Here is a 25,361-nt window from a genome sequence, read left to right on the forward strand (position 1 = left end):
GGTCCCTTCAGGGATCCGGGGCGAAGGCCTGCGCGGGAGAAGGGCCGTCAGCCCTTGATGCCAGGGAAGAGGTTCAGGAACGGTTCCGCCGAGGCCGTGATGCCGCGACTGTAGGGCGCGTCGAAGTCCCAGATCAGGAAGAGCAGGAAGGCGATCATCGCGGAGAACAGCCCCGCGAGGATCAGTTCTCGTGCCGTAGGCCTGATCTGTAGGGCGAAGAGCATTCCGATGGTGATCACGGCTCCGGCGAGCAGCCCGAACCACACCACGCCCGGCATGGTCGCCCCGGTCGACTCGGCCCGGGCGGTGCGCGCCTGGTCCGCCGCGGTCACCTGGTCGACGAGCGGCTGGTAGGCCTGGGCCTCGAAGTCCGTCCTCGGCTCGTAGTCGGTGACGTCCTCCCGGATCTGGCCCATGAGCTCGGTGCCCCGCCGGGTGACATGGCCGTCGTCGGCCATGGTCTTCCACTCGGTGGTGACGACGTGTCCGACATAGGCGTTGACATCATCCCGAATGCGGTCGCGGACGTCGGCCGGGTAGACCCGGACCCGTTCCGAGATCTCGTGCAGTGCCTGGGCCTCCGCCTGGACGTGATCCTGGGCGACGCTCCGCGCCTCCCACACGCCCGCGATGGCCAGGCCCAGGACAATGGCGTACAGCACGCCGATCCACATGGTGATGTATTCGATGACGTCCGGCGTCTCGCTGGGATCTTCGTCGTCGGGCGCCCTGCGGTGCCGTACGAGGGTGATGACGACCACCACGGCACAGGCAGCCACCATCGCGAGGGTGAGAACAAGCCATTCCGGCAAGGGATGTCTCCAGGAAGATCAGCGCGGGCGCAGCGCGGCGACGGCGACCACGGCGGGCACGGTGATGAGCAGGACGAAGGTGAGCGGCGAGGTGGCGCCGTTGGATTGCCGTTCTGTGCGTGGCGAAGAGTGATACCGCGGGTAACTCACCGGGGTGGCGGAGGGACGCGGAGTGGGCTCGGCCGACGGCGTCGGTGCAGGCGTGGGGGTCGGGGCCGAGGTCCGAGTCGGCGTGGGTGGCGGGGGTGGGGGCGGGGCCGGCCGCGGGCGGGGTGGCGCCGGTTGCGGCGCCGGTGCGGGCGGCGGAGGTGGTGGAGGCGGTGGCTCGGGCGTCGGCGTGGGACTCGGCTTCGGCGGTGTCGGAGTCGGCGTCGGGTCCGGCGTCGGGTCCGGGGTGGGCTTCGGCGGCGGTGTGGGTGTCGGAGTCGGGGTAGGGGTCGGCGTCGGCTTGGGGCACTGCGGGGGAGTGGGCCAGGTGAGGCTTCCGGCGACCGCCACCGCCTCGGTGCCGCCCGGCCCCGTCGAGGCGCAGGTGTAGGCGTCGGCGACGGCCACACCGGCCGCCGGGCCCCCGAGCATCCACGTCAGTGTCAACAGGGCCAACACTCGTATGGCCGGGGTGGATTGGATCGAATGGGGTCGGTGCACGACGGAGATCATGAGGCCTGTCGCGCCGTCGTGCGCCCGAGTGCGGCGCGATTGCCCCGAATGAGGGAACGGCGGCGTCACAGGTTTCGGAAAGAAATATGCGCCGCGGTTGAACACAACCGTGCTCCCCATGCGTACCCACTGTCGTGCGGCGGCGCAGAAGGGCGCTGCAACACCCTTGGATTTATGGGGAGTTGACGATGAAGACCTCCTGGCGGAGCGCCACACTCGTAGCAAGCGCTGCGGCGGTTCTGGCGCTGACGACGGCGTGCGGTCAGGAAAGCGCACCGTCGACGGGGAGCCAGAACGTCGGTGCGACGGCCCCGGCAGGTGACTACGGAAGCGTCGGCGCCGGTATCGGCACCGGTTCCGGTGCCAGCCCGCAGGCGGGGCAGAGCAGTCCCGCGGCCCAGACCTCCACCGCGGGTGAGCTGGCCGTTTCCGACAACGAGGAACTCGGCGAGGTACTGACCGACAGCAAGGGCCTCACCCTCTACCGCTTCGACGAGGACACGGCCGAGCCGCCCAAGTCGAACTGCGACGGCGACTGCGCCACGGCCTGGCCGCCCGTCCCCGCGGACGACGCCACGGCCGGCGCGGGCATCGACAAGTCGCTGCTCGGTGAGGTCACCCGGACCGACGGAACCAAGCAGCTGACCGTCGCCGGCTGGCCGGTGTACCGCTATGCGAAGGACACCAAGGCCGGGGACGTCGCCGGCCAGGGCGTGGGCGGCACCTGGTACGCGGCGGCCCCGGACGGCAAGAAGGCCAAGGTCGCGGACCTGCCCGGACTGTCCACCCGCAAGGACCCCGAGCTCGGCGAGATCGTCGTGGACAAGAACGGCCACACGGTCTACCGCTTCCTGAAGGACACGCAGTGGCCGATGTCGACCGCGTGCACCGGCGAGTGCCTGGACAAGTGGCCCGTCGTCGCGCCGGTCGCGGAGAAGGACACCAAGGGGATCGATCTCCAGGGGTCCACCCCCAACCGGGGCTACGTGGTCTTCGACCGCCCCGACGGCATCAAGCAGCAGTCCATCGACTGCGTTCCGATCTACACCTTCGCGGGTGACAAGAACCCTGGCGACACCAACGGCCAGGGCGTGGGCGGCACCTGGTACGCCGTGGCGCCCGACGGAAAGGCGGTCGGAGCGCCGAAGAAGTAGAACGGCGCATCCGATCCACCGGTCCGCCCCCTCCGCGCCGCACGGAGGGGGCGGACCGGTTTGTCGTCATCCACCGCAACTACCTGCAAGTCGCCCTCCAGGCAAGCCCGTTCGGGCACTCAGCGGAGTTTCTCGCTTACTGTGCGTAGTTAACGTACAGGCGTGTGTATGCGGCACGTGCCGCGGGCAGTGACCGGGAACGGACGGTCAATTTCCGTTTCTGCTCGCTCCTTTGGCGGGCGATCAGTAGCCTCTGCTCGAACACCGGATCGCCTACGCCTTGGAGAGATAGATGGAGCGTCCCGCCTGGGCCCCACGAAGCATCGACATCTCGGTGCCGAGCGTTTCGCGCATCTACGACTACTACCTGGGCGGTTCGCACAACTTCGAGGTCGACCGGGAAGCCGCCCGCAAGGCCATGGAGTACATGCCGGGACTCCCCAAGATCATGCAGGCGAACCGGGCGTTCATGCGCCGCGCCGTGCGCTACGCCGCGGGCGAGGGCATCACCCAGTTCCTCGACATCGGCTCCGGCATCCCGACCTTCGGCAACGTCCACGAGGTGGCCCAGGCGGCCAGCCCCGGCGCGCATGTGGTGTACGTGGACCACGACCCGGTGGCCGTCGCGCACAGCCAGGCCGTCCTCGCGGGCAACGACGACACGGGCGTGGTCGCCGCCGACTTCCGCAAGCCCCAGGAGATCCTCTCCAGCCCCGAAGTACAGCGCCTGATCGACCGGAACCAGCCAGTGGCCCTGCTGCTCGTTGCCATACTGCATTTCGTGGAAGACGCGGACGACCCCTACCAAGCGGTGGCCGAGCTGCGCGACGCGCTCGCGCCCGGCAGCATGCTGCTCCTCACGCATGCCTCGTACGAGGGAATCCCGCTGCCCGCCGAGCGGGCCGAGGGCGCGGTGGACGTATACAGGGACATTCGCAACCCGCTGCTCATGCGCTCGCGCGAACAGATCGCGCGGTTCTTCGAGGGGTACGACATGGTGGAACCCGGACTCGTGCCGATGCCGCACTGGCGGCCGGACACCGCACCGGACGACGAGGACCCGTTTGCGTTCTCCGGTTTCGCCGGCGTGGGGCGTACCGCGTGAACGCCCAGCCGGACGGGCCCGAGGGCAGACTGCGGCGGTTCGCGACGATCTGGAGCCGGGCCGTCTTCCCGGTCACCTCGACGTCCGCGACCCGGCCCGAGTTCGAGGAACAACTGCTGCCGCTGGCCCGGCGGTTGAGCCAGGCGCTGCGGGCCAGGGCCTTCGACGCCGACGAGGCGAAGGCGGTGGGCGCCGCGCTGGTAACCGTGCACTGCACCGACCCGGAGGCGCTGGCGCGCACGCTGGACTGCGTCGACGCCTACCTGGTGCTCTACTGCGGCGAGGACGGCGCCCAGGAGGATCTGCGGGCGCGCGCCGGGCGGCTCCAGCACGCCATGGCCGCCGGCTTCGCCGAAGCGCTGCGCGAGCGGACACTGGCCGAGCAGGAGGCCATCGCCCAGGCCGCGTTGCGGGCGCAGGGCGTGGTGGCCCAGGCACTGCACGCCACCGAGGCCCGATTCCGCGCGGTCTTCGAGGGAGCGGCCATAGGCATCGGCATGGCCGACCTCGAAGGCAACATCCTCCAGGTCAACGAAGCGCTGCTGCGCATGTTCGGCATCACCGAGCAGACCATGCGCGCCCGCAAAGTCATGGAGTGGACCCACCCCGAGGACGCGCCCCAGACCTGGAAGCTCTACGACGAACTCATCCGCGGCGACCGCGAGCACTACCACGTCGAGAAGGCGTTCTACCGCCCCGACGGAACAGTCCTGTGGACCAACCTGACGGTCTCCCTGCTCCGCGACCCCGACGGCAACCCCCAGTACCAGCTCGCCCTCATGGAGGACACCACCGAGCGCCGGCTGCTCAACCTCCGGCTGCGCTACGAAGCCACGCACGACGCGCTCACCGGCCTGCCCAACCGCACCTTCTTCTTCGAGCGCCTGGAGAAGGCGCTGGGCGCGGGTGAGGGCCAGCGCTTCGGGCTGTGCTACCTCGACCTCGACGGCTTCAAGACCATCAACGACAGCCTCGGCCACGCGGCGGGCGACCGGCTGCTCGTCGAGATCGCCGACCGGCTCCAGTCCTGCGCGACCGCGCCCGGCGAGATGGTCGCCCGGCTCGGCGGCGACGAGTTCGTGGCGCTGACCACCGGCCCCGACACCGAGCGCGAGGTCGACGAACTCGCCGCGCGCATCATGAACGCGATGATCGCCCCCATCAGCATCGACGGCCGGGATCTGACCGTGCGCGGCAGCATCGGCATCGTCGAGGGCCCGGCGGGGGAGCGCAGCCCGGCGGAGGTGCTGCGCAGCGCCGACATCACGATGTACCGGGCCAAGTCGGCGGGCGGCAACCGCTTCGAGCTCGCCGACCCGGAGGCCGACGCCCGCGCGATCACCCGGCACGGGCTGACCACCGCCCTGCCCGCCGCTCTGGACCGGAGTGAGTTCTTCATCGAGTACCAGCCGCTGGTGCACCTCGGCGACGGCAGCGTGCGCGGCGCCGAGGCCCTGGTGCGCTGGCTGCACCCGCAGCACGGCGTCCTCGGCCCCGACCGGTTCATCCCGCTCGCCGAACACACCGGACTGATCGTTCCGCTGGGCCGCTGGGTCCTGGAGCAGTCGGTGCGCCAGGCCCGTGAGTGGCAGGACAAGCACACCGGCGCCGGGCCGCTGCGGATCAACGTCAATCTCTCGCTCTGCCAGCTCACGCATCCCGGGCTGGTCCAGGACACCGTCGACATCCTGGAGCGCATGGGCGTCGAACCCGAGGCGCTCTGCCTGGAGGTCACCGAGTCGGCGCTGATCGGCGCGGACGACGACCTGCTCAAGCCGCTGCGCCGGCTCCACGAGATGGGCGTGGACATCGCCCTGGACGACTTCGGCACCGGCTACTCGAACCTGGCCAATCTCCGCCGCCTCCCGGTGAGCATCCTCAAGCTGGACCGCTCCTTCACCCAGAGCATGCAGCAGTTCCCGGCCGACCCCGTCGACCTCAAGATCGTCGAGGGGATCGTTTCTCTTGCCCACAGCCTGAACCTCGGGGTGACGGTGGAGGGCGTGGAGACCGGAGCACAGGCCGAGCAACTGCGGATACTGGGCTGCGACACGGCCCAGGGCTGGTACTACGCCCGGCCTGGCCCGCCCGAGCGGCTGCACGAGCTGGCGCTGGTGGACGCGACGGGCTGAGCCGGCGCGGCCGTACGGGGGCACAGCCCGCCCGTTGTTCCCGTACGGCGGGACCGGCCGGTGGACGACGCCCGGGCGCGGGCGGCGGCAAGGTCCAGGTGGTCCCGGCGGCGAGCGGGTGGGTGGGTGGCGTCTCGGTGTCCAGGCCGGTGCGGTCATCGCCGCCACCGCGGCCCGGCTGCTGCTCGACGGCTCCTGGACCGGCCAGGACGACGTTCCGCTGGTCGCCCCGAGCGCAGCGCCTGGTAGCAGGCGAGCCGAGCGCAGCCCAGAGTCCTGGTGTCGTGGGTGAGGGGGTGTTCGGGTCGGTTGGACGCTTGGTGGCCGGGTGGTGCCCGTATGGATCCCGGCGCCTTGGGTGAGGAGGCGTTCAGGGCGGCCGGAGCGTGGGCCGGGGGTGGGTGTCCGAGGCTCCGCTCAGCGCTCCAGCAGCATTCGCTGCAACTCGCGGGCTGCCCGCGGCGGAGCCACGTCCGTGCGGTGGGCCAGGGCGATCGTGCGGTGCAGTCCGGGCCGGGCCAGCGGGGTGACCCGCAGCCCGCGCCCGGACCGGGCGGCCACCATCCGCGGGACGACGGCCATGCCGAGCCCCGCCCGTACGAACCCCAGTACCGCGTCCATCTCCCCGCCCTCCACCGCGAAGTCCGGCTCGAAGCCCTCGGCGCGGCACGCGGCCACGGTCAGTTCGCGCAGGTCGTAGCCGTGCCGGAACATCACCAGGCGTTCGCCTTCGAGGTCGGCGACGCGCACGGTGCGCCGGCCCCGCCCCGGCTTGGGGGCGTCCGGCGAGGAGACCACCACCAGGTCCTCGCGGAGCAGTTCCACCGTGGTGAGCGCGGGGGAGGGCGTGGGCAGCGGGAGGACGACCAGCGCCAGGTCGAGAGCCCCGCGGGCGAGTTCCCGTACGAGATCGTGCGAGCCTCCCTCCTCGATCAGCAGCCGGATGCCGGGATACCGGTCGTGGAAGGCGCGCAGCACGTCCGGCAGCAGGCCCGTGCATAGACTCGGCGTCGCGCCCAGCCGGACCCGGCCGCTGCGCAACTGCACCAGTTCCAGCACCTCGTGCCGGGCCGTGTCCGCGTCGGCCAGGATGCGCCGGGCCAGCGGCAGCAGCGCCTCGCCCGCGTCGGTGAGCGTGATGTTGCCGCGGGCCCGCAGAAACAGATCCGCCCCGAGCTCCCGCTCCAGCGCCTTGATCTGCTGCGACAGGGAGGGCTGCGCGACATGGACCAGGTCGGCGGCCCGGGTGAAGTGCCGGGTCTCGGCGACCGCCACGAAGTACTGGAGTTGCTGGAACTGCATGGCCATACGATACCCGTCGATAGCCACAGCCTATGGAATCCAGGCGAACCATGTCTTGGACCGATCGTCCTGTCCGGCCCTAGCGTCGGTGGCATGGCTCTGGCAACGCGGACGGACCGACGGCCGTCCATGGCACGCACCGTGTGGGACTCCTCCGTCGGGAAGAAGACAGTGATGGCGGTCAGCGGCCTGATCATGCTGCTGTACCTGGTCGTCCACATGATCGGCAACCTCAAGATCTTCTTCGGAGCGGGCGAGTTCAACCACTACGCCCACTGGCTGCGCACCGTCGGCGAGCCGTTCATGCACTACGAGTGGACGCTGTGGCTCGTCCGCGTCGTGCTCGTGGTCGCCGTGGTCGCCCACGCCACCTCCGCATACCAGCTCAGCCGCCGCGACATCAGGGCGCGCCCCAGCAAGTACGTCCACAAGAAGCCGCGGGCCAGTTACGCGACGCACACCATGCGCTGGGGCGGGATCATCCTCGGCCTGTTCATCGTCTGGCACATCCTGGACCTGACGACCGGCACCGTGCACCCCGACTTCCAGCCGGGCCACCCGTACCAGAACGTCGTGGACACCTTCTCCACCTGGTACGGCAACGTCATCTACATCGTGGCGATGCTCGCCCTCGGCCTGCACGTCCAGCACGGCTTCTGGAGCGCCGCCCAGACCCTCGGCGTCGGCAGCCGCGCCCGCGACCGCGCCCTGAAGACCGTCGCCAACGTCCTCGCACTGCTGCTCACGGCCGGCTTCATCGCCGTACCCGTGGGCGTCATGACCGGAGTGGTGAGCTGAAGATGAACTCTTCCGCCGAATACGTCGAATACACGGATTACGCGACCGGTGAGCCGGTCGCCGACACCAAGGCCCCGGCCGGCCCCGTCAACGAGCGCTGGGACACGCGCCGTTTCGAGGCCAAGCTGGTCAACCCCGCCAACCGGCGCAAGCACACGGTGATCGTGGTGGGGACCGGTCTCGCCGGCGGTTCCGCGGGCGCCACCCTCGCCGAACAGGGCTACCACGTCGTCCAGTTCTGTTACCAGGACTCCCCGCGCCGCGCCCACTCGATCGCCGCGCAGGGCGGCATCAACGCGGCGAAGAACTACCGCAACGACGGCGACTCGGTCCACCGGCTCTTCTACGACACCGTCAAGGGCGGCGACTTCAGGGCGAGGGAGTCCAACGTCCACCGGCTGGCGCAGATCTCCGTCGAGATCATCGACCAGTGCGTGGCGCAGGGCGTGCCCTTCGCGCGGGAGTACGGCGGACTCCTCGACACCCGCTCCTTCGGCGGCGTCCAGGTGTCCCGGACCTTCTACGCCCGTGGCCAGACGGGCCAGCAGCTCCTCCTGGGTGCCTATCAGGCCCTCAGCAGGCAGATCGCGGCGGGCAACGTCGAGATGCACCCGCGTACCGAGATGCTCGACCTGATCGTCGTAGACGGGCGGGCGCGCGGGATCGTGGCGCGCGACCTGATCACCGGGCGCATCGACACCTACTTCGCGGACGCCGTCGTACTCGCCAGCGGCGGTTACGGCAACGTCTTCTACCTGTCGACGAACGCCATGAACTCCAACGCCACCGCCATCTGGCGGGCGCACCGGCGCGGCGCCTACTTCGCCAACCCCTGCTTCACGCAGATCCACCCCACCTGCATCCCGCGCACCGGCGAGCACCAGTCCAAGCTCACGCTGATGAGCGAGTCGCTGCGCAACGACGGCCGGATCTGGGTGCCCAAGGCCAAGGGCGACGACCGGCCGCCGAACAAGATCCCCGAGGACGAGCGCGACTACTACCTGGAGCGGATCTACCCCTCCTTCGGCAACCTGGTCCCGCGCGACATCGCCTCCCGCGCCGCGAAAAACGTCTGCGACGAGGGAAGGGGCGTTGGGCCCGGCGGGCAGGGCGTGTACCTCGACTTCGCCGATGCCATCGAGCGGATGGGCCGCAAGGCAGTCGAGGCCAAGTACGGCAACCTCTTCGACATGTACCAGCGGATCACCGACGAGGATCCGTACGAGGTGCCGATGCGGATCTATCCCGCCGTGCACTACACCATGGGCGGGCTGTGGGTGGACTACGACCTCCAGACCACCATCCCCGGCCTGTTCGCCGTCGGTGAGGCCAACTTCTCCGACCACGGGGCCAACCGGCTCGGCGCCTCCGCCCTCATGCAGGGCCTGGCCGACGGCTACTTCGTGCTGCCGGCGACCATCAACGACTACCTCGCCCGCAACCCGCACCACGAGGCCGTCACCGCCGAACACCCCGCCGTACGGGAGGTGCTGGCGGAGACCGAGGACCGGCTGAACCTGTTGCTGGCCGTCGACGGCGACCGCACCCCCGACTCCTTCCACCGCGAAGTCGGCGAACTCATGTGGGAGTTCTGCGGCATGGCCCGCACCGACGCCGGACTGCGCAAGGCCCTCGAACGCATCCCGCAGATCCGCGAGGAGTTCTGGCGGCGCATCAAGGTGCCCGGCACCGGCGAGGAGTTCAACCAGTCCCTGGAGAAGGCCAACCGCGTCGTCGACTACCTGGAGCTCGCCGAGCTCATGTGCCTCGACGCGCTGCACCGCGAGGAGTCCTGCGGCGGCCACTTCCGGGAGGAGTCCCAGACACCCGACGGCGAGGCCGCCCGCAGGGACGACGCGTTCGCGTACGCGGCCGCCTGGGAGTTCACGGGAACGGGCGAGGCCCCGACCCTGCACAAGGAAGACCTGGTCTTCGAGTACGTCCACCCCACTCAGCGGAGCTACGCATGAAGCTCACCCTGCGCGTCTGGCGGCAGCGCAACGCCGACGCCGACGGCGCGATGTCCACGTACGAGGTGGACTCGATCTCCTCCGACATGTCCTTCCTGGAGATGCTGGACACCCTCAACGAGGAGCTCATCCTCAAGGGCGAGGATCCCGTCGCCTTCGACCACGACTGCCGCGAGGGCATCTGCGGCGCGTGCAGCCTCGTGATCAACGGCGACGCGCACGGCCCGGAGCGCACGACCACCTGCCAGCTGCACATGCGGTCCTTCAAGGACGGCGACACGATCGACATCGAGCCGTGGCGGGCGTCCGCGTTCCCGGTGATCAAGGACCTGGTGGTGGACCGCACCGCCTTCGACCGGATCATCCAGGCCGGCGGCTACATCACGGCGCCGACCGGTGCCGCCCCGGAGGCGCATGCCGCGCCGGTGCCGAAGCCGGACGCCGACTTCGCCTTCGAGCACGCGGAGTGCATCGGCTGCGGGGCGTGTGTGGCGGCCTGCCCGAACGGCGCGGCGATGCTGTTCACCTCGGCGAAGGTGAATCATCTGAACGTCCTGCCGCAGGGGGCGCCCGAGCGCGAGACCCGGGTGCTCGACATGGTCGCGCAGATGGACGACGAGGGCTTCGGCGGGTGCACCCTCGCCGGGGAGTGCGCGACAGCCTGCCCCAAGGGCATCCCGCTGGTGTCCATCACGAGCATGAACAAGGAATGGCTGCGCGCGACCCGCAAGGTGGCGGGGCGCTAGACGCCGCAGCTCACCGACGTTCGCCGTTCAGGTGCGGACGGGCGGGGCCGGGAGTGGTGCTCATCCCCGGCTCCGCCAGGCACCCCGGGCATTCAACAACCCCACACCGCGTCTCTCTTCGCGGGTCACGCGCCGGACAGCCGGCATCGGCAGAACTGTGGCGACGGCACCGCTCGCCGTCTCGCCGCACCCGGCCCCGTGACCAGGAGAGAGCCATGACCGGCGTTACGACCCTAGACCGTCCCCCGCAGTCGTCCGCACCCACCCGCTACACCGTCACCCTCGCCCGCGACGAGGCCGAGGTGCGTGCCGCGCAGCGGCTGCGCCACGACGTCTTCGCCGGCGAGATGGGCGCCCTCCTGTCCACCGCGCAGCCCGGACTCGACGTCGACCCCTTCGACGCGTACTGCGACCACCTGCTCGTGCGCGACACGGTGACCGGACAGGTCGTCGGCACCTACCGGCTGCTGCCCCCGGAGCGGGCCGCGGTCGCCGGGCGCCTGTACTCGGAGGGCGAGTTCGACCTCGCCCCGCTCGACGCCCTCCGTCCGGGGCTCGTCGAGGTCGGCCGCTCCTGCGTCCACCCCGACCACCGGGACGGCGCGGTCATCGGCCTCATCTGGGCCGGCATCGCCCGCTACATGGTCGACCGCGGCCACGAGTGGCTGGCCGGCTGCTGCTCGATCCCGCTGGCCGACGGCGGCGTCCTCGCGGCCGGCACCTGGGACCGGGTGCGCGACAAGCACCTGGCGCCCGAGGAGCTCCGCGTACGACCGCTGCTGCCCTGGAACCCTCAGGGCGTGCCCAGGCCCGCCCGCACCGAGCTTCCCCCGCTGCTGCGCGGCTACCTGCGACTCGGCGCCTGGGTCTGCGCGGAGCCCGCCCACGACCCGGACTTCGGGGTCGCCGACCTGTACGTGCTGCTGTCGATGCGCCGGGTCAACCCGCGCTATCTGCGGCACTTCCTGTCCCTCGTCCCGGCCTGATGAGCGTCTGGCTGCCCGGCGCGCCCTGCACCCCGAGGGCGTGCGTGGAACCGACGGGGTCCGCGACGGCCGTACCGCTGGCCGTGCTGCGGCTCGTGGCGGTCACGGTCCTGGTCCTCGCCGGGATCGTGCTGATGCCGCTCGGCGGGTGGATCCCCGCCGGGCAGGTGCGGCGGTGGTGCCGGTGGATCGTACGGGCCTCAGGGGTCCAGGTCCGTATCACCGGCGCCACCGCGCCCACCGGAGGGCTGCTCCTGGTCGCCAACCACATCTCCTGGCTGGACATCCCGCTGCTCGCCGCCGTCCGCCCGGCCCGGATGCTCGCCAAGGCCGAGATCCGGCGGTGGCCGGTGGCGGGCCCGGTGGCCGCGCTCGGCGGCGTCCTGTTCATCGACCGCGACCGGCTGCGCGCCCTGCCCGGCACCGTCGCCCGGATCGCGGACGCCCTGCGGACGGGGCAGGCGGTCGGGGTCTTCCCGGAGGGCAGCACCTGGTGCGGCCGCGCCCAGGGCACCTTCCGCCGCGCGGTGTTCCAGGCCGCTCTCGACGCCGGGGTCCCCGTGCAGCCGGTGCGCATCCGCTACCGGCTGGCCGGGGGAGGGGCGAGCACCGCGCCCGCGTTCGTCGGCGACGACTCACTCCTGGCCTCGGTGTGGCGGGTGGTGTCGACGCGGGGGCTGGTGGCGGAGCTCGAGGTACGGGACGCCATCCCACCGGGCAGCCATCCCGACCGGCGTTCCCTCGCCCGGGCCGCCCAGCCGGGGACGCGGGCCGAACCCCGGTCGGCCCACGCCGTACTGGCCTCCTAGGTGTATTGCCCCGGCTGGCCGGTGATCCCGGCCAGCCGCCGGTACGAGTCCAGCAGCGCCTCGCGGTCGTACGTGCTGGTCGTGACGAGGACCTCCTGGGCGCCCGTCTCCTTCAGCACCGTCTCCAGCTCGTGGGCGACCTGCTCCTCGGTGCCGGCGATGTGGCCGGTGAGGCCGGATTCGTAGAAGCCGCGCTCCTTGGACGTCATCGCGCGAGTTTCGACCTGCTCGGCCGGCGGCAGGGGCGGGAACGTGCCATGCGTGCGTGAGTACGCCATCGACCAGGCCTCCGGGACCAGCAGCCGCCGGGCCGCCTCGGGTGTCCCGGCCACCGCGATCGTGCCGGAGATCACCACATAGGGCTCCGGCGCCCAGGGGGAGGGGCGGAAGTGCGCGCGGTAGTGGTCGATGCCGCGCCGCATCTTCTCGCCGTTCCTGAGGTCGCCGATGACCATCGGCAGGCCCGCGCGGGCGGCGATGGCGGCGCCCTCGCCCATCGCGAGGACGAACGGCGGCACGGTCAGGCCCTCGGCGGGCCGGGCGTGCACCCCGGTCGGGGACGTGCCGCGGAACCAGCCGAGGAGTTCGTCGAGCTGGGCGGAGAAGTCCTCGGCGTCGTCCTTGTCGCGCCCCAGGGCCTTGCGCACCCCGTCCGTGAAGCCGACGGACCGCCCCAGACCCATGTCGATGCGCCCAGGGAAGAGGGACTCCAGTACCCCGAACTGCTCGGCGACGATCAGCGGCCGGTGGTTGGGCAGCATCACTCCGCCGGTGCCGACCCGGATCGTGCGGGTCGCGGCGGCGACGGCGGCGGCCAGCACCGTCGGCGCGGAACCGGCGACCCCGGGCACCCCGTGGTGCTCCGAGACCCAGAACCGGTGGTAGCCGAGCCCCTCCAGCTCCCGTGCCAGCCGCACGGTGTCGCGCAGTGCCTCGGCGTTCGTGTGTCCCTCGCGGGTGCGGGAACGGTCGAGGACGGAGAAGCGGGTGTCGGCGATCGGGGAGCTCACACGGGGTTCAACGCCTGGGCAGCCGCGGCATTCCCGCGGTCACCCACGGTCAGCGCACGGGCGCCGTCAGTTCCGCGGCGTGCTCGTGCTCGCAGATGTCGTCGATGCCGTACGTGTCCCAGGCGGGGAACGGGTCGGACGGCGGGAGGCTCTCGCCGGGAGCCATGAGCAGCCCGGTCAGGGCGGCCTGGAGGGCCGGTGCGTCCAACTCCGTGCCGATGAAGACCAGTTCCTGCGCGTAGGGGGCGTCGACATCGCGGGCGGCCGACGGCTCGAAGCGGGCCACGGAACCGGCCTGCGACCACAGGCCCGTCACCCGCGGGCGGCTGGCCAGGGTGAAGAACCCCTTCGAGCGCAGGATCCGCCCGTACGCGCCGCCGTCCAGCTCCTCGGTCACGAAGGTCCACAACCGGCCGGGATGGAAGGGGAGTTCGGAGCGGAAGACGGTGGAGGAGACGCCGTACTCCTCCGTCTCCGGGACATGGTCGCCGTTGAGCTCCCGCACCCAGCCCGGAGCCTGCTGGGCGCGCTCCAGGTCGAACAGCCCGGTGCCCAGCACGTCCCGCAGATCTACGGTCCCGTGGACGGCCGGGACGATCCGGGCGACGGGGTTGAGACGGCCGAGTGTCGCGCGCAGGCGGGCGGTGGCCTCCTCGTCGGTGTCGTCGATCAGGTCGAGCTTGTTGAGCACCAGGACGTCGGCGAACTCGATCTGGTCGACGAGGAGATCGCTGACCGTGCGTTCGTCGTCCTCGTACTGGTCGAGGCCCCGCTCGACCAGCTCGTCACCGCTGTCCAGCTCCGTGAGGAAGTTGGCCGCGTCCACGACCGTGACCATCGTGTCCAGGCGGGCTACGTCGCCGAGAGTGGCGCCGTCGTCGCGGGCGAAGGCGAAGGTGGCGGCCACGGGCATCGGCTCGGAGATGCCCGACGACTCGATGAGCAGATGGTCGAAGCGGCCCTCGCGGGCCAGCCGGTCGACCTCGTCCAGCAGGTCGTCGCGCAGGGTGCAGCAGATGCACCCGTTGGTCATCTCGACCAGCCGTTCCTCGGTCCGGGACAGGGCCGCCTCACCGCCGCGGACCAGCGCCGCGTCGATGTTGATCTCGCTCATGTCATTGACGATGACGGCGACGCGCAGTCCTTCGCGGTTCGCGAGGACATGGTTGAGCAGGGTCGTCTTGCCGGACCCGAGGAAGCCGGACAGCACGGTGACCGGCAGTCGGTCGTATGGCATCCGCGCTCAGCCCTCGGGGCGCAGCAGCCCGCGCTCGTACGCCTTGACCAGGTTCTGCGGTACCAGGTGGCGCACGCCGTCGACCGTGACCGGCACGAGCGTCGGGGTGGCGGCCTTCCACTGCGCGCGGCGGTGGCGGGTGTTGCTGCGGGACATCTTCCGCTTGGGAACTGCCATGAGGGTCCTCCTCGGTGGGTGGGCACCGAGGACGCTACATGAAAATGGATCCCATTAACAATTTCGGAGGGTCGGCAGACGCCCGCCGACCCTCCGACGCTGTCTCACTCCTCCACACCCACGAGCATCTTCACCTCGAAGTCCTCGTAGACGTCGGGCTCCTGATGCTTGGTCAGCACCGAGCCGAGCCAGCCGAGGAAGAAGCCCGCCGGGATGGAGACGAGGCCCGGGTTCTGGAGGGGGAACCAGGCGAAATCGGCGTCCGGGTAGAACGAGTCAGGGGTGGAGGAGACGACGGGGGAGAACACGGTCAGGAGGACCGAGCAGAGCAGCCCGCCGCAGAGGCTGAGCAGTGCCCCCTGCGCGGTGAAGCGGCGCCAGAAGAGGGTGTACACGAGCGTCGGCAGGATCGCCGACGCCGCGATGGCGAAGGCGAGGAAGGCCAGCGTCGCGGTGTTGGCCCCCCAGACGACGAGGGCGAGCAGCATGCCCAGGATGCCGATGACGGCGCCGCCCAGCCGGGCGACGGTCAGCTCCTCCGTCTCGCTCGCCTTGCCCTTGCGGATCACCTCGCCGTACAGGTCGTGAGCGAGGGAGGAGGCCGCGGCGAGGGTGAGACCGGTCGCGACGGCGAGCAGGGTGACGAAGGCCAGGCAGGACAGGAGGGCGGTGAGGACGCTGCCGCCCAGTTCGGCGGCGAGGAGCAGGACGGTGGCGTTGCCGGTGTGGTCCGTGCTGTCGATGGTGTCCCGGCCGATGATGCCGGTGGCGCCGAGACCCAGGATGCCGGCCGCGAAGCAGACCAGGCCGACCAGGCCCACGGCCCACACGAGGGAGGAGCGCAGTACGCCGACACTGCGCGGGGCGAGCAGCCGCATCAGGATGTGGGGGAGCGCGGCGAGCCCGAGGACGATGGCCAGTTGCAGACTGAAGAAGTCCAGCTTGCTGGTGGTGCTGGCGCCGTAGCGCAGCCCGGGTTCGAGGAACTCCAGGCCGGTCCCGCTGCGGCCCGCGGCCGCGGTGAGCAGGGCGTCGACGTTCCAGTCGAAGCGGTGCAGAACCAGGACCGCGGTGACGGTGATGCCCGCCACCAGCATGGCGGCCTTGATGACCTGGATGAAGGTCGCTCCGGGAGCGCCCCCGATGGAGGCGTACACGATGACGATGGTGCCGATCACCACGACGCACAACGTGCGGGTGGTGGCGCTGGGTTCGCCCGTGAACTGGGTCAACAGAGCCACACTGCCGACGAGTTGAGCTACCAGGTAGAGGGTCGTGATGACCAGGACACACACGGACAGCGCGAGCCGCACCGGCCGGTGCTGCCGGGGCATGCGCAGAGCCACCGTGTCGCCCAGCGTGAACTTCCCCGCCCGGCGCAGGGGTTCGGCGATCAGCAGCAGCACCATCATCCAGGCGACGACGGTGCCGCCGAGGTACATCAGCCCGTCGTACCCCGTCAGGGCCACCAGTCCGGTGCTGCCCAGCAGGGTCGCGGCGGACAGGTAGTCCCCGCACATGGCGAGGCCGTTGCGCAACGGCGACATGGTGCGGTTGCCGAGGTAGAACTCGCTGATCTCATCGCGCTGAGGGGCGGTCAGCAGCGCCGAGAACAGGGTGACCACGACCACCGACAGGAACAGCATGAACGTCAGCTGGAGACTGAACTCGTCGGCGACGCCGGCGGACTGGGTCACCACGTGCGGTACCCCCTCGAACCCTGGTGGGGAGCGCGCCCGGCCGCGGGAGGCGGTGCGGCACTACGCGGAGGACGGGTCTCGCTGTGGAGTTGCGTCCTCAGGCGGCGGGCGCGCGGGTCGACCTCGGTGCGCATGTGCTGGAGGTAGCGCCACACGGTCACGGCCATCACGACGAACTGCCCCAGGCCGAGGGCGAGGCCGATCGTGAAGTGACCGAACAGGGGCTGGCTCATCATCGCCGGAGCGAAACCCGACAACAGGACGTACAGCAGGAATGCGCCGACGGACAGGACCGTCGCCAGCGTCCCGAACCGGCGTTGCGTGCGGCGCAGCGCACGGAATTCTGGATCGTCCGATATGCGCCGGGAATTCATGGGTTCGGCGTTTGGGGTGTGAAATGTGGATGTGTTGTCGGACCACGGTGAGAATTCGGGCACAGATGAACCTTCTTGTCTGCTGCATGTCCCCGCACGCGACTCCTTCGAGCCGCCGGCCGTCCAGCTCCTGGGGGTGGTGAGAGCGGCGCCGGACGCGTGGTCGAGGGTGCGGGTTGTGTGGGGGGTTCGTGAATCCGAATTCCCTGATGTTCGGATTCGCCTACATCTCCTCGGGGCTCCGTGTGTGATCCCCTTGAACCTCGTCAATGGTGATGGCGAGGTAGGAAGCGGAGTATGTCAGCGGGATCCTTGGGCAATCAACCGGGGAGGCCGAATTAGGGGTGCCCCTGGCCTATTCATGGCCCCTTCGTGCAACCGTGCCGCCGTGTAACCTGCGGAAATAGGGCGGGCGGACGAATAGTACGGACCACGACCTCGGCCGGGCTGTCTCGTTCGCGCCGCATCCGAGACAGCCCGGCCGGCCGGTCAGAAGCGGGCGCCGATGTTCGCGCCGCTGCGCGGGACCAGGAACGACGGCGCCGACGGCAGCGAGCCGTCGGCCGCACGCGAGCCCGTGAGCGGCGCCGGGTCCGTGCTCAGGACCGAGGAGGCGTTCCAAGTGCCGCCCAGGTCCCAGGAGTTGCCGCTGGAGACCGTCGTTGAACCGAGCGCCGCGGCGCGGGCGTCGGCGATGGACAGGTTGGCGGTGAGGACGGCCTTGGCGCCCGAGGTGTCCACGTCGAAGCCCGTACGCGCGTTGGAGTACGTGGAGTTGCGGGTCAGGGCGAGAGCACCCGGATTGCCGTTGTCCGTGATGCCGTGCGCCGCGTTCTTGAAGGCGGTGCTGTTACGCAGGGTGTGGGCCACCGCGGGCGCCGGACTGCCCCCGCCGAGCTTGAAGCCGTTGCCGTCGCCCGCGAAGTCGGGGAAGTTCCAGCGGTTGAAACCGTTTCCGTACGCGACCGTGTTCTCGACCACGACCGGCGAGGTGAACTTCCACGCGTCGAAGCCGTCGTCGACGTTGTTCCACAGCCGTGCGCCGCGCACCACATTGCCCGTCCCGCTGCCCTCCTTGATCGCGAGACCGTCCGCGCTCTCGCCGTTCTTACGGGGGTCGCGGTTGCCGTAACTGTCCAGATTCAGGATTTGGTTGTTGCTGGACGCGCCCTGGAGCTGGAAGCCGGACTCGTAGTTGTCGTGGGTCTTCAGGCGCGCGAAGACATTGCCGTTGCAACCGTCGCAGTACACGCCGTACGGCCCGTTCACGATCTCCAGGTCCGAGATCCGCCAGTACGACGCCTCCTGGTGGATCGCCCCGCGCTCGGCCCGCGGGATGCTCCCGCCGACCGGGGTGTGGCTCGCGGGCAGCTGTTCGCCGTCGATCACCACCCGTTCGCCCTGATACGCGCCGAGCGTGATGGGCTGGGACGCGGTGCCCGAGGTGGTGATGGTGATGTTGTCGGTGAGGGCGTACGTGCCGCCGCGTACCGCGATGGTGTCGCCGGGCTTCGCCAGGTCCACGGCCCGCTGGACGGTCCGCAGCGGCTGGGCGGGCGTCCCCGGCGCGGAGTCGTCGCCGTTCGTGGCCACGACCAGGGTCGTCGCCGCGGCGGACGCCTCGCCCACCGGTCCTAATCCCGTCACCAGCGCCGCGCTCACCAGTGCCGCCGTCCAGATCGATGTGTTGCGCATGGGGCCTCCCGCCTCCGCCGTGCATGCCATGTCGCACAGCAGTGGCCGCCCGGGGCGGGAAGGTTGCCGGGTGCGGGCACGTCTAGGGTTGGTGGGGTGACCGACAGCAGCAAGCGACCGCTCGCCGTGTTCGACCTCGACAACACCCTTGCCGATACGGCCCACCGGCAGCGGTTCCTCGAGCGCAAGCCGCGCGACTGGGACGCCTTCTTCGCCGCCGCGCCGCAGGATCCGCCGCTCGCCGAGGGCATCGCGTTGGTCCTGGAGAGCGCGGTGGAGTGCGAGGTCGTCTACCTCACCGGGCGGCCCGAACGCTGCCGGCGCGACACGCTCGACTGGCTCGACGCGCAAGGGCTGCCCGAAGGGCGCGTGTACATGCGGCGCGACGGCGACCGCAGGCCCGCCCGGCGCACCAAGCTGGAGATCCTCCGCCGGCTCGCGAGCACCCGCGAGATCCGGGTGCTCGTGGACGACGACGAGCTGGTGTGCGAGGACGCCGAACGGGCGGGGTTCACCGTCGTACGGGCGCGCTGGACGGCCCCGTCGGCCGCGCTGAAGGTGGCGCAGGAGCGGGAGGGGCGGACCTGAGGCCCTGTTGCCAGGGCCGTCAGGCTTTGCCGGGTCAGTCCGGCTCCTCCAGCCGGAAGCCGACCTTCAGACCGACCTGCCAGTGCGCGACCTGCCCCTCCCCGATCTGGCCCCGCACCTGGGTCACCTCGAACCAGTCGAGGTTGCGGAGGGTCTGCGAGGCACGGGAGATGGCGTTGCGGACGGCCTGGTCCACGCCCTCGGGCGAGCTGCCGACGATCTCGGTGACGCGGTAGGTGTGGTTCGACATACGGGGCTCCTCTCCGCGATGACGGCACTGTCACGCGTATCCGGCGTCACTCCACCGTGCCCCAAGCCGCGACGGAGCGCGAGACGACCCGTCGCGGCCCCGTCACCGCACCACGCTCAGCGACAGCGCGAACCGGCCCTCGCCGTCCGTCCACCAGTGGGCCAGGTCCAGACCGGCCGCGGACAGCTCGGCGCGCACACCCTCCTTCCGGAACTTCGCCGACACCTCGGTGCGCAGCTCCTCGCCCGCCGCGAAGTCGACCGCCAGGTCGAGCGCGGGAATCTTCACGGTCTGCGCCGTACGGGAGCGCAGCCGCATCTCGATCCACTCGTTCTCGGCGTCCCACAGGGCTACGTGGTCGAAGGCGTCGGGATCGAAGTCGGCGCCCAGCTCGCGGTCGACGACGGTCAGGACATTCTTGTTGAACGCGGCCGTAACCCCCGCCGCGTCGTCGTACGCCCTGACCAGGACCTCCTCGTCCTTGACCAGGTCCGTGCCGAGCAGCAGTGCGTCACCGGGGGAGAGCAGGGCGCGGACGGAGGCCAGGAACGCGGCGCGCTCGACCGGCAGCAGGTTGCCGATCGTGCCGCCGAGGAAGGCCACCAGACGCGGACCCGGCGTCTGCGGCAGCGTCAGTCCGCCGGTGAAGTCGGCGATCAGCGCGTGCACGTCCAGGCCCGGCCGCTCGGCGATCAGCGCCTGCCCGGCCTGCGTGAGCGCGCTCTCGCTGACGTCCACGGGGACGTAGGTGCGCAGATCGGTGAGCGCGTCGATCAGGTGCCGGGTCTTCTCCGAGGAGCCGGAGCCCAGTTCGACCAGGGTGCGGGCGCCCGTCGCCGCGGCGATCTCGCCGGAGCGGGTGACGAGGATGTCGCGTTCGGCGCGCGTGGGGTAGTACTCCGGCAGTTCGGTGATCTGCTCGAACAGGTCGCTGCCGTGCGCGTCGTAGAACCACTTCGGCGGCAGTGTCTTGGGGGTGCGGGTCAGGCCCTGGAGCACGTCGGCGCGCAGGGCGGCGTCCGTGGCGTCCTCGGGCAGGGTGCGAGTGAGCAGGAACGGACTCACGTACGGGGCTCCTTCGCGGATGCGGGTGCGGGTGCGTGTGGTGCGGGCGCCAAGGCGTCGCCCGGCTCCTTGAGCGGGGTGAGCAGTACGTCCGTGCGGCTCGCCGTGAGCAGGGTGCGGTCGGGGACTTCCTGCCAGTTCGGGTCGTCGTCGTAGGGCTCGGAGGCCACGACGATGCCGCGGCCCGGCTGCGACAGGTACCAGAGGGTGTCGCCCCAGGCGGTCGCGGTGATGGTCTCGCCGTTGGCCAGCAGCAGGTTCAGCCGGGAGCCGGGGGCCGCCGCGGCGACCTCCAGCACCGTGTCGGCCAGGGCCTGGCCCTCCAGGTCGCCCCCGCGCAGCCGGGCCAGGACCAGCGCCCACACCAGCGCCGAGTCGTTGCGCGCCTCCAGGGACAGCACGTCGGCGGCGGGCAGGGTCTGGGTGAGGGGCGCCAGCGAGCGCGGCCAGCCGGCGACCGCGCCGTTGTGGCTGAACAGCCAGGTGCCCGCGGCGAACGGCGCCGCCGCGGCCTCCGCGTCGGCGCCCGCCAGGGTCGCGTCCCGCACCGCGGCGAGGACGGCCCCTGAGCGGACCACCCGCGCCAGGTCGGCGAGCGACTGGTCCGCCCAGATCGGCCCGGCCCGGCGGTAGCGCGCCGGAACCGGATCCCCCTCGGCGTACCAACCGACGCCGAAACCATCGGCGTTGACCGTCCCGTACCGCTGGTGTCTGGGTGCCCAGGACTGGCGGTACAGGCTGTGCGGCGGCTCGACGAGGATCCGGCCGAGTGGTTCGGCCGGGCCCAGATACGCCAGATGACGGCACATCAGGCGGCTCCCGGGCCGGCCGAGCGGGCCGTGCGGAACCCGGAGAAGATCTGCCGCCTGATGGGATAGTCCCAGTTGCGGAACGTGCCCCGGCAGGCCACCGCGTCCACGGCGAACGAACCGCCCCGCAGCACCTTGTGGTCGGGCCCGAAGAACACCTCCGAGTACTCCTTGTACGGGAACGCCTCAAATCCCGGATACGGCAGGAAGTCGCTCGCCGTCCACTCCCACACGTCGCCGATCAACTGCCGTACACCGAGCGGGGATTCGCCCTCCGGATAGCTGCCGGCCGGCGCCGGGCGCAGGTGCCGCTGACCCAGGTTGGCGTGCTCGGGCGCCGGGTCGGCGTCGCCCCACGGGTAGCGCATCGTGCGGTCGCCGGCCGGGTCGTGCCGTGCGGCCTTCTCCCACTCGGTCTCCGTGGGCAGGCGCCGCCCGGCCCAGCGGGCGTAGGCGTCGGCCTCGTACCAGCACACGTGCAGTACCGGCTCGTCCGGCGGCACGACCTCGGTGACGCCGAAGCGGCGCCTGAGCCACTGCTTGCCGTCGCGGCGCCAGAACAGCGGTGCGTGGATGGAGTGCCGGCGGATGTGGGCCCAGCCCGCCGCCGTCCACCAGCGCTCCTCGTCGTAGCCGCCGTCCTCGATGAACGCCTGGTACGCGGCGTTCGTCACCGGTGTCGTGTCGATGTAGAACGGCTCCACCTCACGCCGGTGCGCCGGGCGTTCGTTGTCCAGCGCCCAGGGCTCGGTCGAGGTGCCCATCGTGAACGGGCCGCCGGGGACCAGGACTTCGGCCGGTCCGGTGAACAGCGGCGCCGGTTCCGGGTCCGGGGCGGTCAGGGCCTGGGGCCCCTTACGGAGCTGATGGGTGATCAGCATCGTCTCGTCGTGCTGCTGTTCGTGCTGCGCGATCATCCCGAAGGCGAAGCCCGCCTCCGTCAGCCGGGTCCCGTGGAACGCGGAGCGCTCCAGTACGTCCATCACCCGGCCGCGCACGTCGGCGGCGTACCGGCGGGCCTCGACGGGCGCCAGGAGGGGCAGGGAGGGCCGCTCGGAGCGCGGGTGTTCGAAGGCGTCGTACAGGCTGTCGATCTCGGGCCGTATCGCCTCCTGCCCGGCGACGGCCCGCAGCAGCCACTGCTCCTCCTGGTTGCCGATGTGCGCGAGGTCCCACACCAGCGGCGACATCAGCGGCGAGTGCTGGGCGGTCAGGTCGGGCCCCTCCACGCAACTGGTCAGCAGCGTGGTGCGGGCCCGGGCGGTGGTCAGGGTGGTCAGCGCCCGGTCGCGGAGCGTGTCGACGTCGAGGGCGGAGGCGGTGTCCGTGTCGAGGGCGGGGTCGGTCATGTGCGGAGGTCCTTCCCGTGGGCGGTGCGGGTCCCCCCGGTCGGCCGAAGCCGAGACTCGGGGAGGTCCGTGCCGCGCAGGTCGTCGAGCAGGTCGTCGGCGGGGCAGCGGCCGGGGATGACGTAACGGTCCCGGTACGCCGTGACGGCGGCCGTGACCTCGGCGGTGGCGCCGAGCCGGGGCAGGGCCTCCAGGGCCGCCGCGAAGCACGCGACGGCAACCTCGTGCAGCTCCGGGTCGGCCATGCCGTGCCGTGCCGCGTCGAGCCACAGCGGATTGTGCGGCGCGGGCCGCGACCGGCCCCGCTCGGCCAGGGGTTTCACGGCCCGGTAGGCGGTCTCGCAGGCCTCCGGGTCGTCGAACAGCGCCGTCGTGACGGCGAGCGGCACGATCCACCCGTCCTCGCCGGGCTGGGCGTCGATCATGCGCAGTTCGAGATGGCCGCGGGGTCTCACCGGCGGGAACAGCGTCGAGATGTGGTAGTCGAGATCCTCCCGGGTCGGCGGCCTGGGCGCCCCCGTTCTGGTCCACTCCCGGAACGTCAGGCCCTCCGGCACGTCCCACGGGCCGCCGTCCCGCCGTACGCACATCACCGGGGCGTCGAGCACGTGCCGGGCCCAGGCGGCGCGCGGGTCCGTGTCCGGCGCGGGCGCACCCGCGCGGCCGGCGCCGATCTGCATCCACAGCAACTGCCGGGTGGAGAGCCAGCCGGTGGGTTCGCTCGCGGCCACGGGGGAGTTGGCGAACGCGGCCACCAGGACCGCGCCCAGCTGGTGAGCCAGCCACCAGCGCCGTCCGAGACCGAGCGGGCCCGGCTCCTCGTACCCGGCGTCCAGACACACCTGGACGGAGGCCGAGGTGCACATCATGGCCCGGCCGGCCGGGCCGGTGCGGTCGAGGGAGGTCTCCATGGCGTCGTAGCGCGGCTCGCGCAGGAACCGGCGGGGCGGGTGCCAGGGATCCTGGCCGAGACCGACGAGACCGAGATCGTGCTCGGCGAGAACCGCGCGGACGGCGGTGAGGTCGGCGGAGACGGTACCGACGCACTCCATCAGGGAGGCGGCGGGCGGCGAGCTCAGTTCCAGCTGGCCGCCGGGTTCGACGGTGAGCGCCGACCTCAGAGGCACGGTCCGCAGTGCGGCGTAGGCCGCTTCGAGTCGTTCGGGTGACACGGGGAGCCGCGGTGTACGCAGCTCATGGACGAGCCATTCCACTTCCACCCCGACGGTGCGGGGCGGGCCGGTCTTGAAGCAGATGCCCCGGACGAGGGCCTCCACCTCGGCTTCGCTGACGGCGGTGCGGGGCGCGGTACAGTCGCCCGCCGAACAGTCGTTTGGTGTATCGGACATGTCGGGATCCTCCTGAGATTCCACCATGCCGCCGGCCCGGGATCCGGTGGGCCGGACCGGCATAGCTCGTCCCACCCAAAACCTTCTTGCTCATCCGCACAAGGGGGCACATCGTCGTGATCGACGGCCGGTGATCTCCGTTTCCTGAGTGTTGGCCAGCTATTTTCCGTTTCCGCGTCCAGGCCTGGAAACTCCGTTGCACAGCATGACCAGAATCGCTCAGGATGCGTTCATGAGCACGACGGGGGATGCCGCGGGACGCACAGTCATGGCGCGCGCGGTCATGGCGCACACGGGGGTGGCGCCATGAGCGCGCGCCTGCGTGGCATCGCGCAGCAGACGGAGCAGATCGTGGCCGCGGGGGCCTACCGCGCGCCGGACGGGCGCGACGTGTCCATCGCCGAGTCGATCGAGGCGGCACGGGCCGGCACGCGGATGCACGGGCCGGAACCCGTGCAGGTGCCACCGATCTCTCCGGCGGACACGTTATTCGAGGTCACGGGCGAGAGCAGCCTGGAGGCGGCCCGTCGGATCGCCCTCGCCGGGCCGGTGGGCGTGCTGAACTTCTCGTCTGCCCGCAATCCCGGCGGCGGCTATCTCAACGGCGCCCAGGCGCAGGAAGAGGCTCTGTGCCGGGCTTCCGCGCTGTACACCTGCCTGATCGGGGTCCGGGAGTTCTACGACCACCACCGCGCGCATCGCGACCCCTTCTACACGGACCGTGTCATCCACTCACCGGCCGTGCCCGTCTTCCGCGACGACCGGGGCCGTCTGCTGGACGAGCCGTACACCGTCGGATTCCTGACCGCGGCCGCACCGAACGCCGGCGTGGTGATGCGGGCGGCACCGGCCCGGGCGTCCGAACTGCCCCGGGCCCTCGCGATACGCGCCGAGCGGGTCCTGGAGACCGCCGCCGCGCACGGCTACCGACGGCTGGTCCTCGGCGCATGGGGCTGCGGGGTCTTCCAGAACGATCCGACACAGGTCGCGGACGCCTTCCGCGCGCTGCTCGGCCCGGGCGGCAGGTTCGCCGGGGCCTTCGAACACGTGGCGTTCGGGATCCTGGACCGGACGACGGGGAACGTGGTCCGGGGAGCGTTCGTACGGGCGTTTCCGGAGCGTCAGGTGCGGGCGTAGTGCGGGCGTAATTTGGGCGTGGTTCGGTCGTAGGGGCGGGGCGGGGCGGGGCGGGGCGGGTGGGTTGGCGTAGGGTCCGGCGGTCGGTGCCTGGCCTGTCGTCGAGCCGGCCGGTCGGTGCCTGGCCTACCGTCGAGCCGGCCGGCA

Annotated in this window: 23 protein-coding genes; 10 read left to right on the plus strand and 13 right to left on the minus strand. The window is 71.0% G+C overall.

Annotation, left to right across the window (positions count from 1 at the left end):
• Positions 1–47 precede the first annotated feature (47 nt).
• Positions 48–812 carry a hypothetical protein gene (locus AB0I77_RS20715; protein ID WP_363284080.1) on the minus strand — a complete coding sequence of 255 codons (765 nt, stop codon included), beginning with the start codon at positions 810–812 and terminating at the stop codon, positions 48–50.
• 848 nt (positions 813–1,660) lie between these two features.
• Here AB0I77_RS20715 and AB0I77_RS20720 point away from each other — a divergent pair.
• The 3 genes from AB0I77_RS20720 to AB0I77_RS20730 all read left to right on the plus strand — a co-directional run bounded on the left by AB0I77_RS20720 (position 1,661) and on the right by AB0I77_RS20730 (position 5,863).
• Positions 1,661–2,626, plus strand: a complete 966-nt coding sequence (locus tag AB0I77_RS20720; RefSeq protein WP_363284081.1) for an SCO0930 family lipoprotein — start codon at positions 1,661–1,663, stop codon at positions 2,624–2,626.
• 292 nt (positions 2,627–2,918) lie between these two features.
• Entirely contained in the window at positions 2,919–3,731 is an 813-nt protein-coding gene (locus AB0I77_RS20725; RefSeq protein WP_363284082.1) for an SAM-dependent methyltransferase, read from the plus strand.
• The gene (locus tag AB0I77_RS20730) at positions 3,728–5,863 is read left to right on the plus strand and encodes an EAL domain-containing protein (RefSeq protein WP_363284083.1); all 2,136 of its coding nucleotides are present in this window, start codon (positions 3,728–3,730) and stop codon (positions 5,861–5,863) included. Before AB0I77_RS20725 ends, AB0I77_RS20730 begins: the two co-directional genes overlap by 4 nt.
• A gap of 417 nt (positions 5,864–6,280) precedes the next feature.
• Here the strand turns inward: AB0I77_RS20730 and AB0I77_RS20735 are convergent, their stop codons facing one another.
• On the minus strand, positions 6,281–7,165 hold the full coding sequence (locus AB0I77_RS20735; protein ID WP_363284084.1) for a LysR substrate-binding domain-containing protein: 885 nt from the start codon (positions 7,163–7,165) through the stop codon (positions 6,281–6,283).
• Positions 7,166–7,294: 129 nt separating this feature from the next.
• Between AB0I77_RS20735 and AB0I77_RS20740 the strand changes: the two genes are divergently transcribed.
• From AB0I77_RS20740 to AB0I77_RS20760, 5 genes are all read left to right on the plus strand, one after another.
• A complete protein-coding gene (locus AB0I77_RS20740; protein WP_363284276.1) occupies positions 7,295–7,963 on the plus strand; it encodes a succinate dehydrogenase in 669 nt (222 codons plus the stop codon).
• A gap of 2 nt (positions 7,964–7,965) precedes the next feature.
• On the plus strand, positions 7,966–9,933 hold the full coding sequence (locus AB0I77_RS20745) for a fumarate reductase/succinate dehydrogenase flavoprotein subunit (protein WP_363284085.1): 1,968 nt from the start codon (positions 7,966–7,968) through the stop codon (positions 9,931–9,933).
• A complete protein-coding gene (locus AB0I77_RS20750) occupies positions 9,930–10,679 on the plus strand; it encodes a succinate dehydrogenase/fumarate reductase iron-sulfur subunit (protein ID WP_363284086.1) in 750 nt (249 codons plus the stop codon). The genes AB0I77_RS20745 and AB0I77_RS20750 overlap by 4 nt, the downstream gene beginning before the upstream one ends.
• A gap of 215 nt (positions 10,680–10,894) precedes the next feature.
• Complete coding sequence (locus AB0I77_RS20755) at positions 10,895–11,665, plus strand: GNAT family N-acyltransferase (RefSeq protein ID WP_363284087.1); 771 nt, start codon at positions 10,895–10,897, stop codon at positions 11,663–11,665.
• Positions 11,665–12,474, plus strand: a complete 810-nt coding sequence (locus tag AB0I77_RS20760) for a lysophospholipid acyltransferase family protein (RefSeq protein ID WP_363284088.1) — start codon at positions 11,665–11,667, stop codon at positions 12,472–12,474. Before AB0I77_RS20755 ends, AB0I77_RS20760 begins: the two co-directional genes overlap by 1 nt.
• Here AB0I77_RS20760 and AB0I77_RS20765 read toward each other — a convergent pair.
• The 6 genes from AB0I77_RS20765 to AB0I77_RS20790 all read right to left on the minus strand — a co-directional run bounded on the left by AB0I77_RS20765 (position 12,471) and on the right by AB0I77_RS20790 (position 18,667).
• Positions 12,471–13,484: an LLM class flavin-dependent oxidoreductase gene (locus AB0I77_RS20765; RefSeq protein WP_363284089.1), complete on the minus strand. Its 1,014-nt coding sequence runs from the start codon at positions 13,482–13,484 to the stop codon at positions 12,471–12,473. The two genes, AB0I77_RS20760 and AB0I77_RS20765, sit on opposite strands and share 4 nt — an antisense overlap.
• A 49-nt stretch (positions 13,485–13,533) precedes the next feature.
• Positions 13,534–14,721: a GTP-binding protein gene (locus tag AB0I77_RS20770; RefSeq protein ID WP_363284091.1), complete on the minus strand. Its 1,188-nt coding sequence runs from the start codon at positions 14,719–14,721 to the stop codon at positions 13,534–13,536.
• A gap of 6 nt (positions 14,722–14,727) precedes the next feature.
• Entirely contained in the window at positions 14,728–14,898 is a 171-nt protein-coding gene (gene rpmF, locus AB0I77_RS20775; protein ID WP_010043581.1) for a 50S ribosomal protein L32, read from the minus strand.
• Positions 14,899–15,002: 104 nt separating this feature from the next.
• Positions 15,003–16,598 carry a cation acetate symporter gene (locus tag AB0I77_RS20780; protein WP_363284092.1) on the minus strand — a complete coding sequence of 532 codons (1,596 nt, stop codon included), beginning with the start codon at positions 16,596–16,598 and terminating at the stop codon, positions 15,003–15,005.
• A complete protein-coding gene (locus tag AB0I77_RS20785; RefSeq protein WP_363284093.1) occupies positions 16,592–16,972 on the minus strand; it encodes a DUF485 domain-containing protein in 381 nt (126 codons plus the stop codon). Before AB0I77_RS20785 ends, AB0I77_RS20780 begins: the two co-directional genes overlap by 7 nt.
• 489 nt (positions 16,973–17,461) lie before the next feature.
• Complete coding sequence (locus AB0I77_RS20790) at positions 17,462–18,667, minus strand: right-handed parallel beta-helix repeat-containing protein (protein ID WP_363284094.1); 1,206 nt, start codon at positions 18,665–18,667, stop codon at positions 17,462–17,464.
• Between the two features lie 96 nt (positions 18,668–18,763).
• On the opposite strand from AB0I77_RS20790, the gene AB0I77_RS20795 reads away from it, so the two are divergent.
• A complete protein-coding gene (locus AB0I77_RS20795; RefSeq protein ID WP_363284095.1) occupies positions 18,764–19,255 on the plus strand; it encodes a hypothetical protein in 492 nt (163 codons plus the stop codon).
• Positions 19,256–19,289: 34 nt separating this feature from the next.
• Here the strand turns inward: AB0I77_RS20795 and AB0I77_RS20800 are convergent, their stop codons facing one another.
• The 5 genes from AB0I77_RS20800 to egtA all read right to left on the minus strand — a co-directional run bounded on the left by AB0I77_RS20800 (position 19,290) and on the right by egtA (position 24,077).
• Positions 19,290–19,505 carry a dodecin gene (locus AB0I77_RS20800; RefSeq protein WP_363284096.1) on the minus strand — a complete coding sequence of 72 codons (216 nt, stop codon included), beginning with the start codon at positions 19,503–19,505 and terminating at the stop codon, positions 19,290–19,292.
• Between the two features lie 102 nt (positions 19,506–19,607).
• Complete coding sequence (gene egtD, locus AB0I77_RS20805; protein ID WP_363284097.1) at positions 19,608–20,570, minus strand: L-histidine N(alpha)-methyltransferase; 963 nt, start codon at positions 20,568–20,570, stop codon at positions 19,608–19,610.
• Positions 20,567–21,379 (minus strand): ergothioneine biosynthesis protein EgtC, encoded by an 813-nt coding sequence (gene egtC / locus AB0I77_RS20810; protein ID WP_363284098.1) that lies wholly within the window; start codon positions 21,377–21,379, stop codon positions 20,567–20,569. Before egtC ends, egtD begins: the two co-directional genes overlap by 4 nt.
• Positions 21,379–22,728 carry an ergothioneine biosynthesis protein EgtB gene (gene egtB / locus AB0I77_RS20815; protein ID WP_363284099.1) on the minus strand — a complete coding sequence of 450 codons (1,350 nt, stop codon included), beginning with the start codon at positions 22,726–22,728 and terminating at the stop codon, positions 21,379–21,381. Before egtB ends, egtC begins: the two co-directional genes overlap by 1 nt.
• Complete coding sequence (egtA, locus tag AB0I77_RS20820) at positions 22,725–24,077, minus strand: ergothioneine biosynthesis glutamate--cysteine ligase EgtA (protein WP_363284100.1); 1,353 nt, start codon at positions 24,075–24,077, stop codon at positions 22,725–22,727. Before egtA ends, egtB begins: the two co-directional genes overlap by 4 nt.
• 306 nt (positions 24,078–24,383) lie before the next feature.
• On the opposite strand from egtA, the gene AB0I77_RS20825 reads away from it, so the two are divergent.
• Positions 24,384–25,214, plus strand: coding sequence for a TIGR02452 family protein (locus AB0I77_RS20825; protein ID WP_363284102.1), 831 nt, complete (start codon positions 24,384–24,386; stop codon positions 25,212–25,214).
• Positions 25,215–25,361 lie beyond the last annotated feature (147 nt).

The organism is Streptomyces sp. NPDC050619 (assembly GCF_040654815.1).
Taxonomy (GTDB): Bacteria; Actinomycetota; Actinomycetes; order Streptomycetales; family Streptomycetaceae; genus Streptomyces.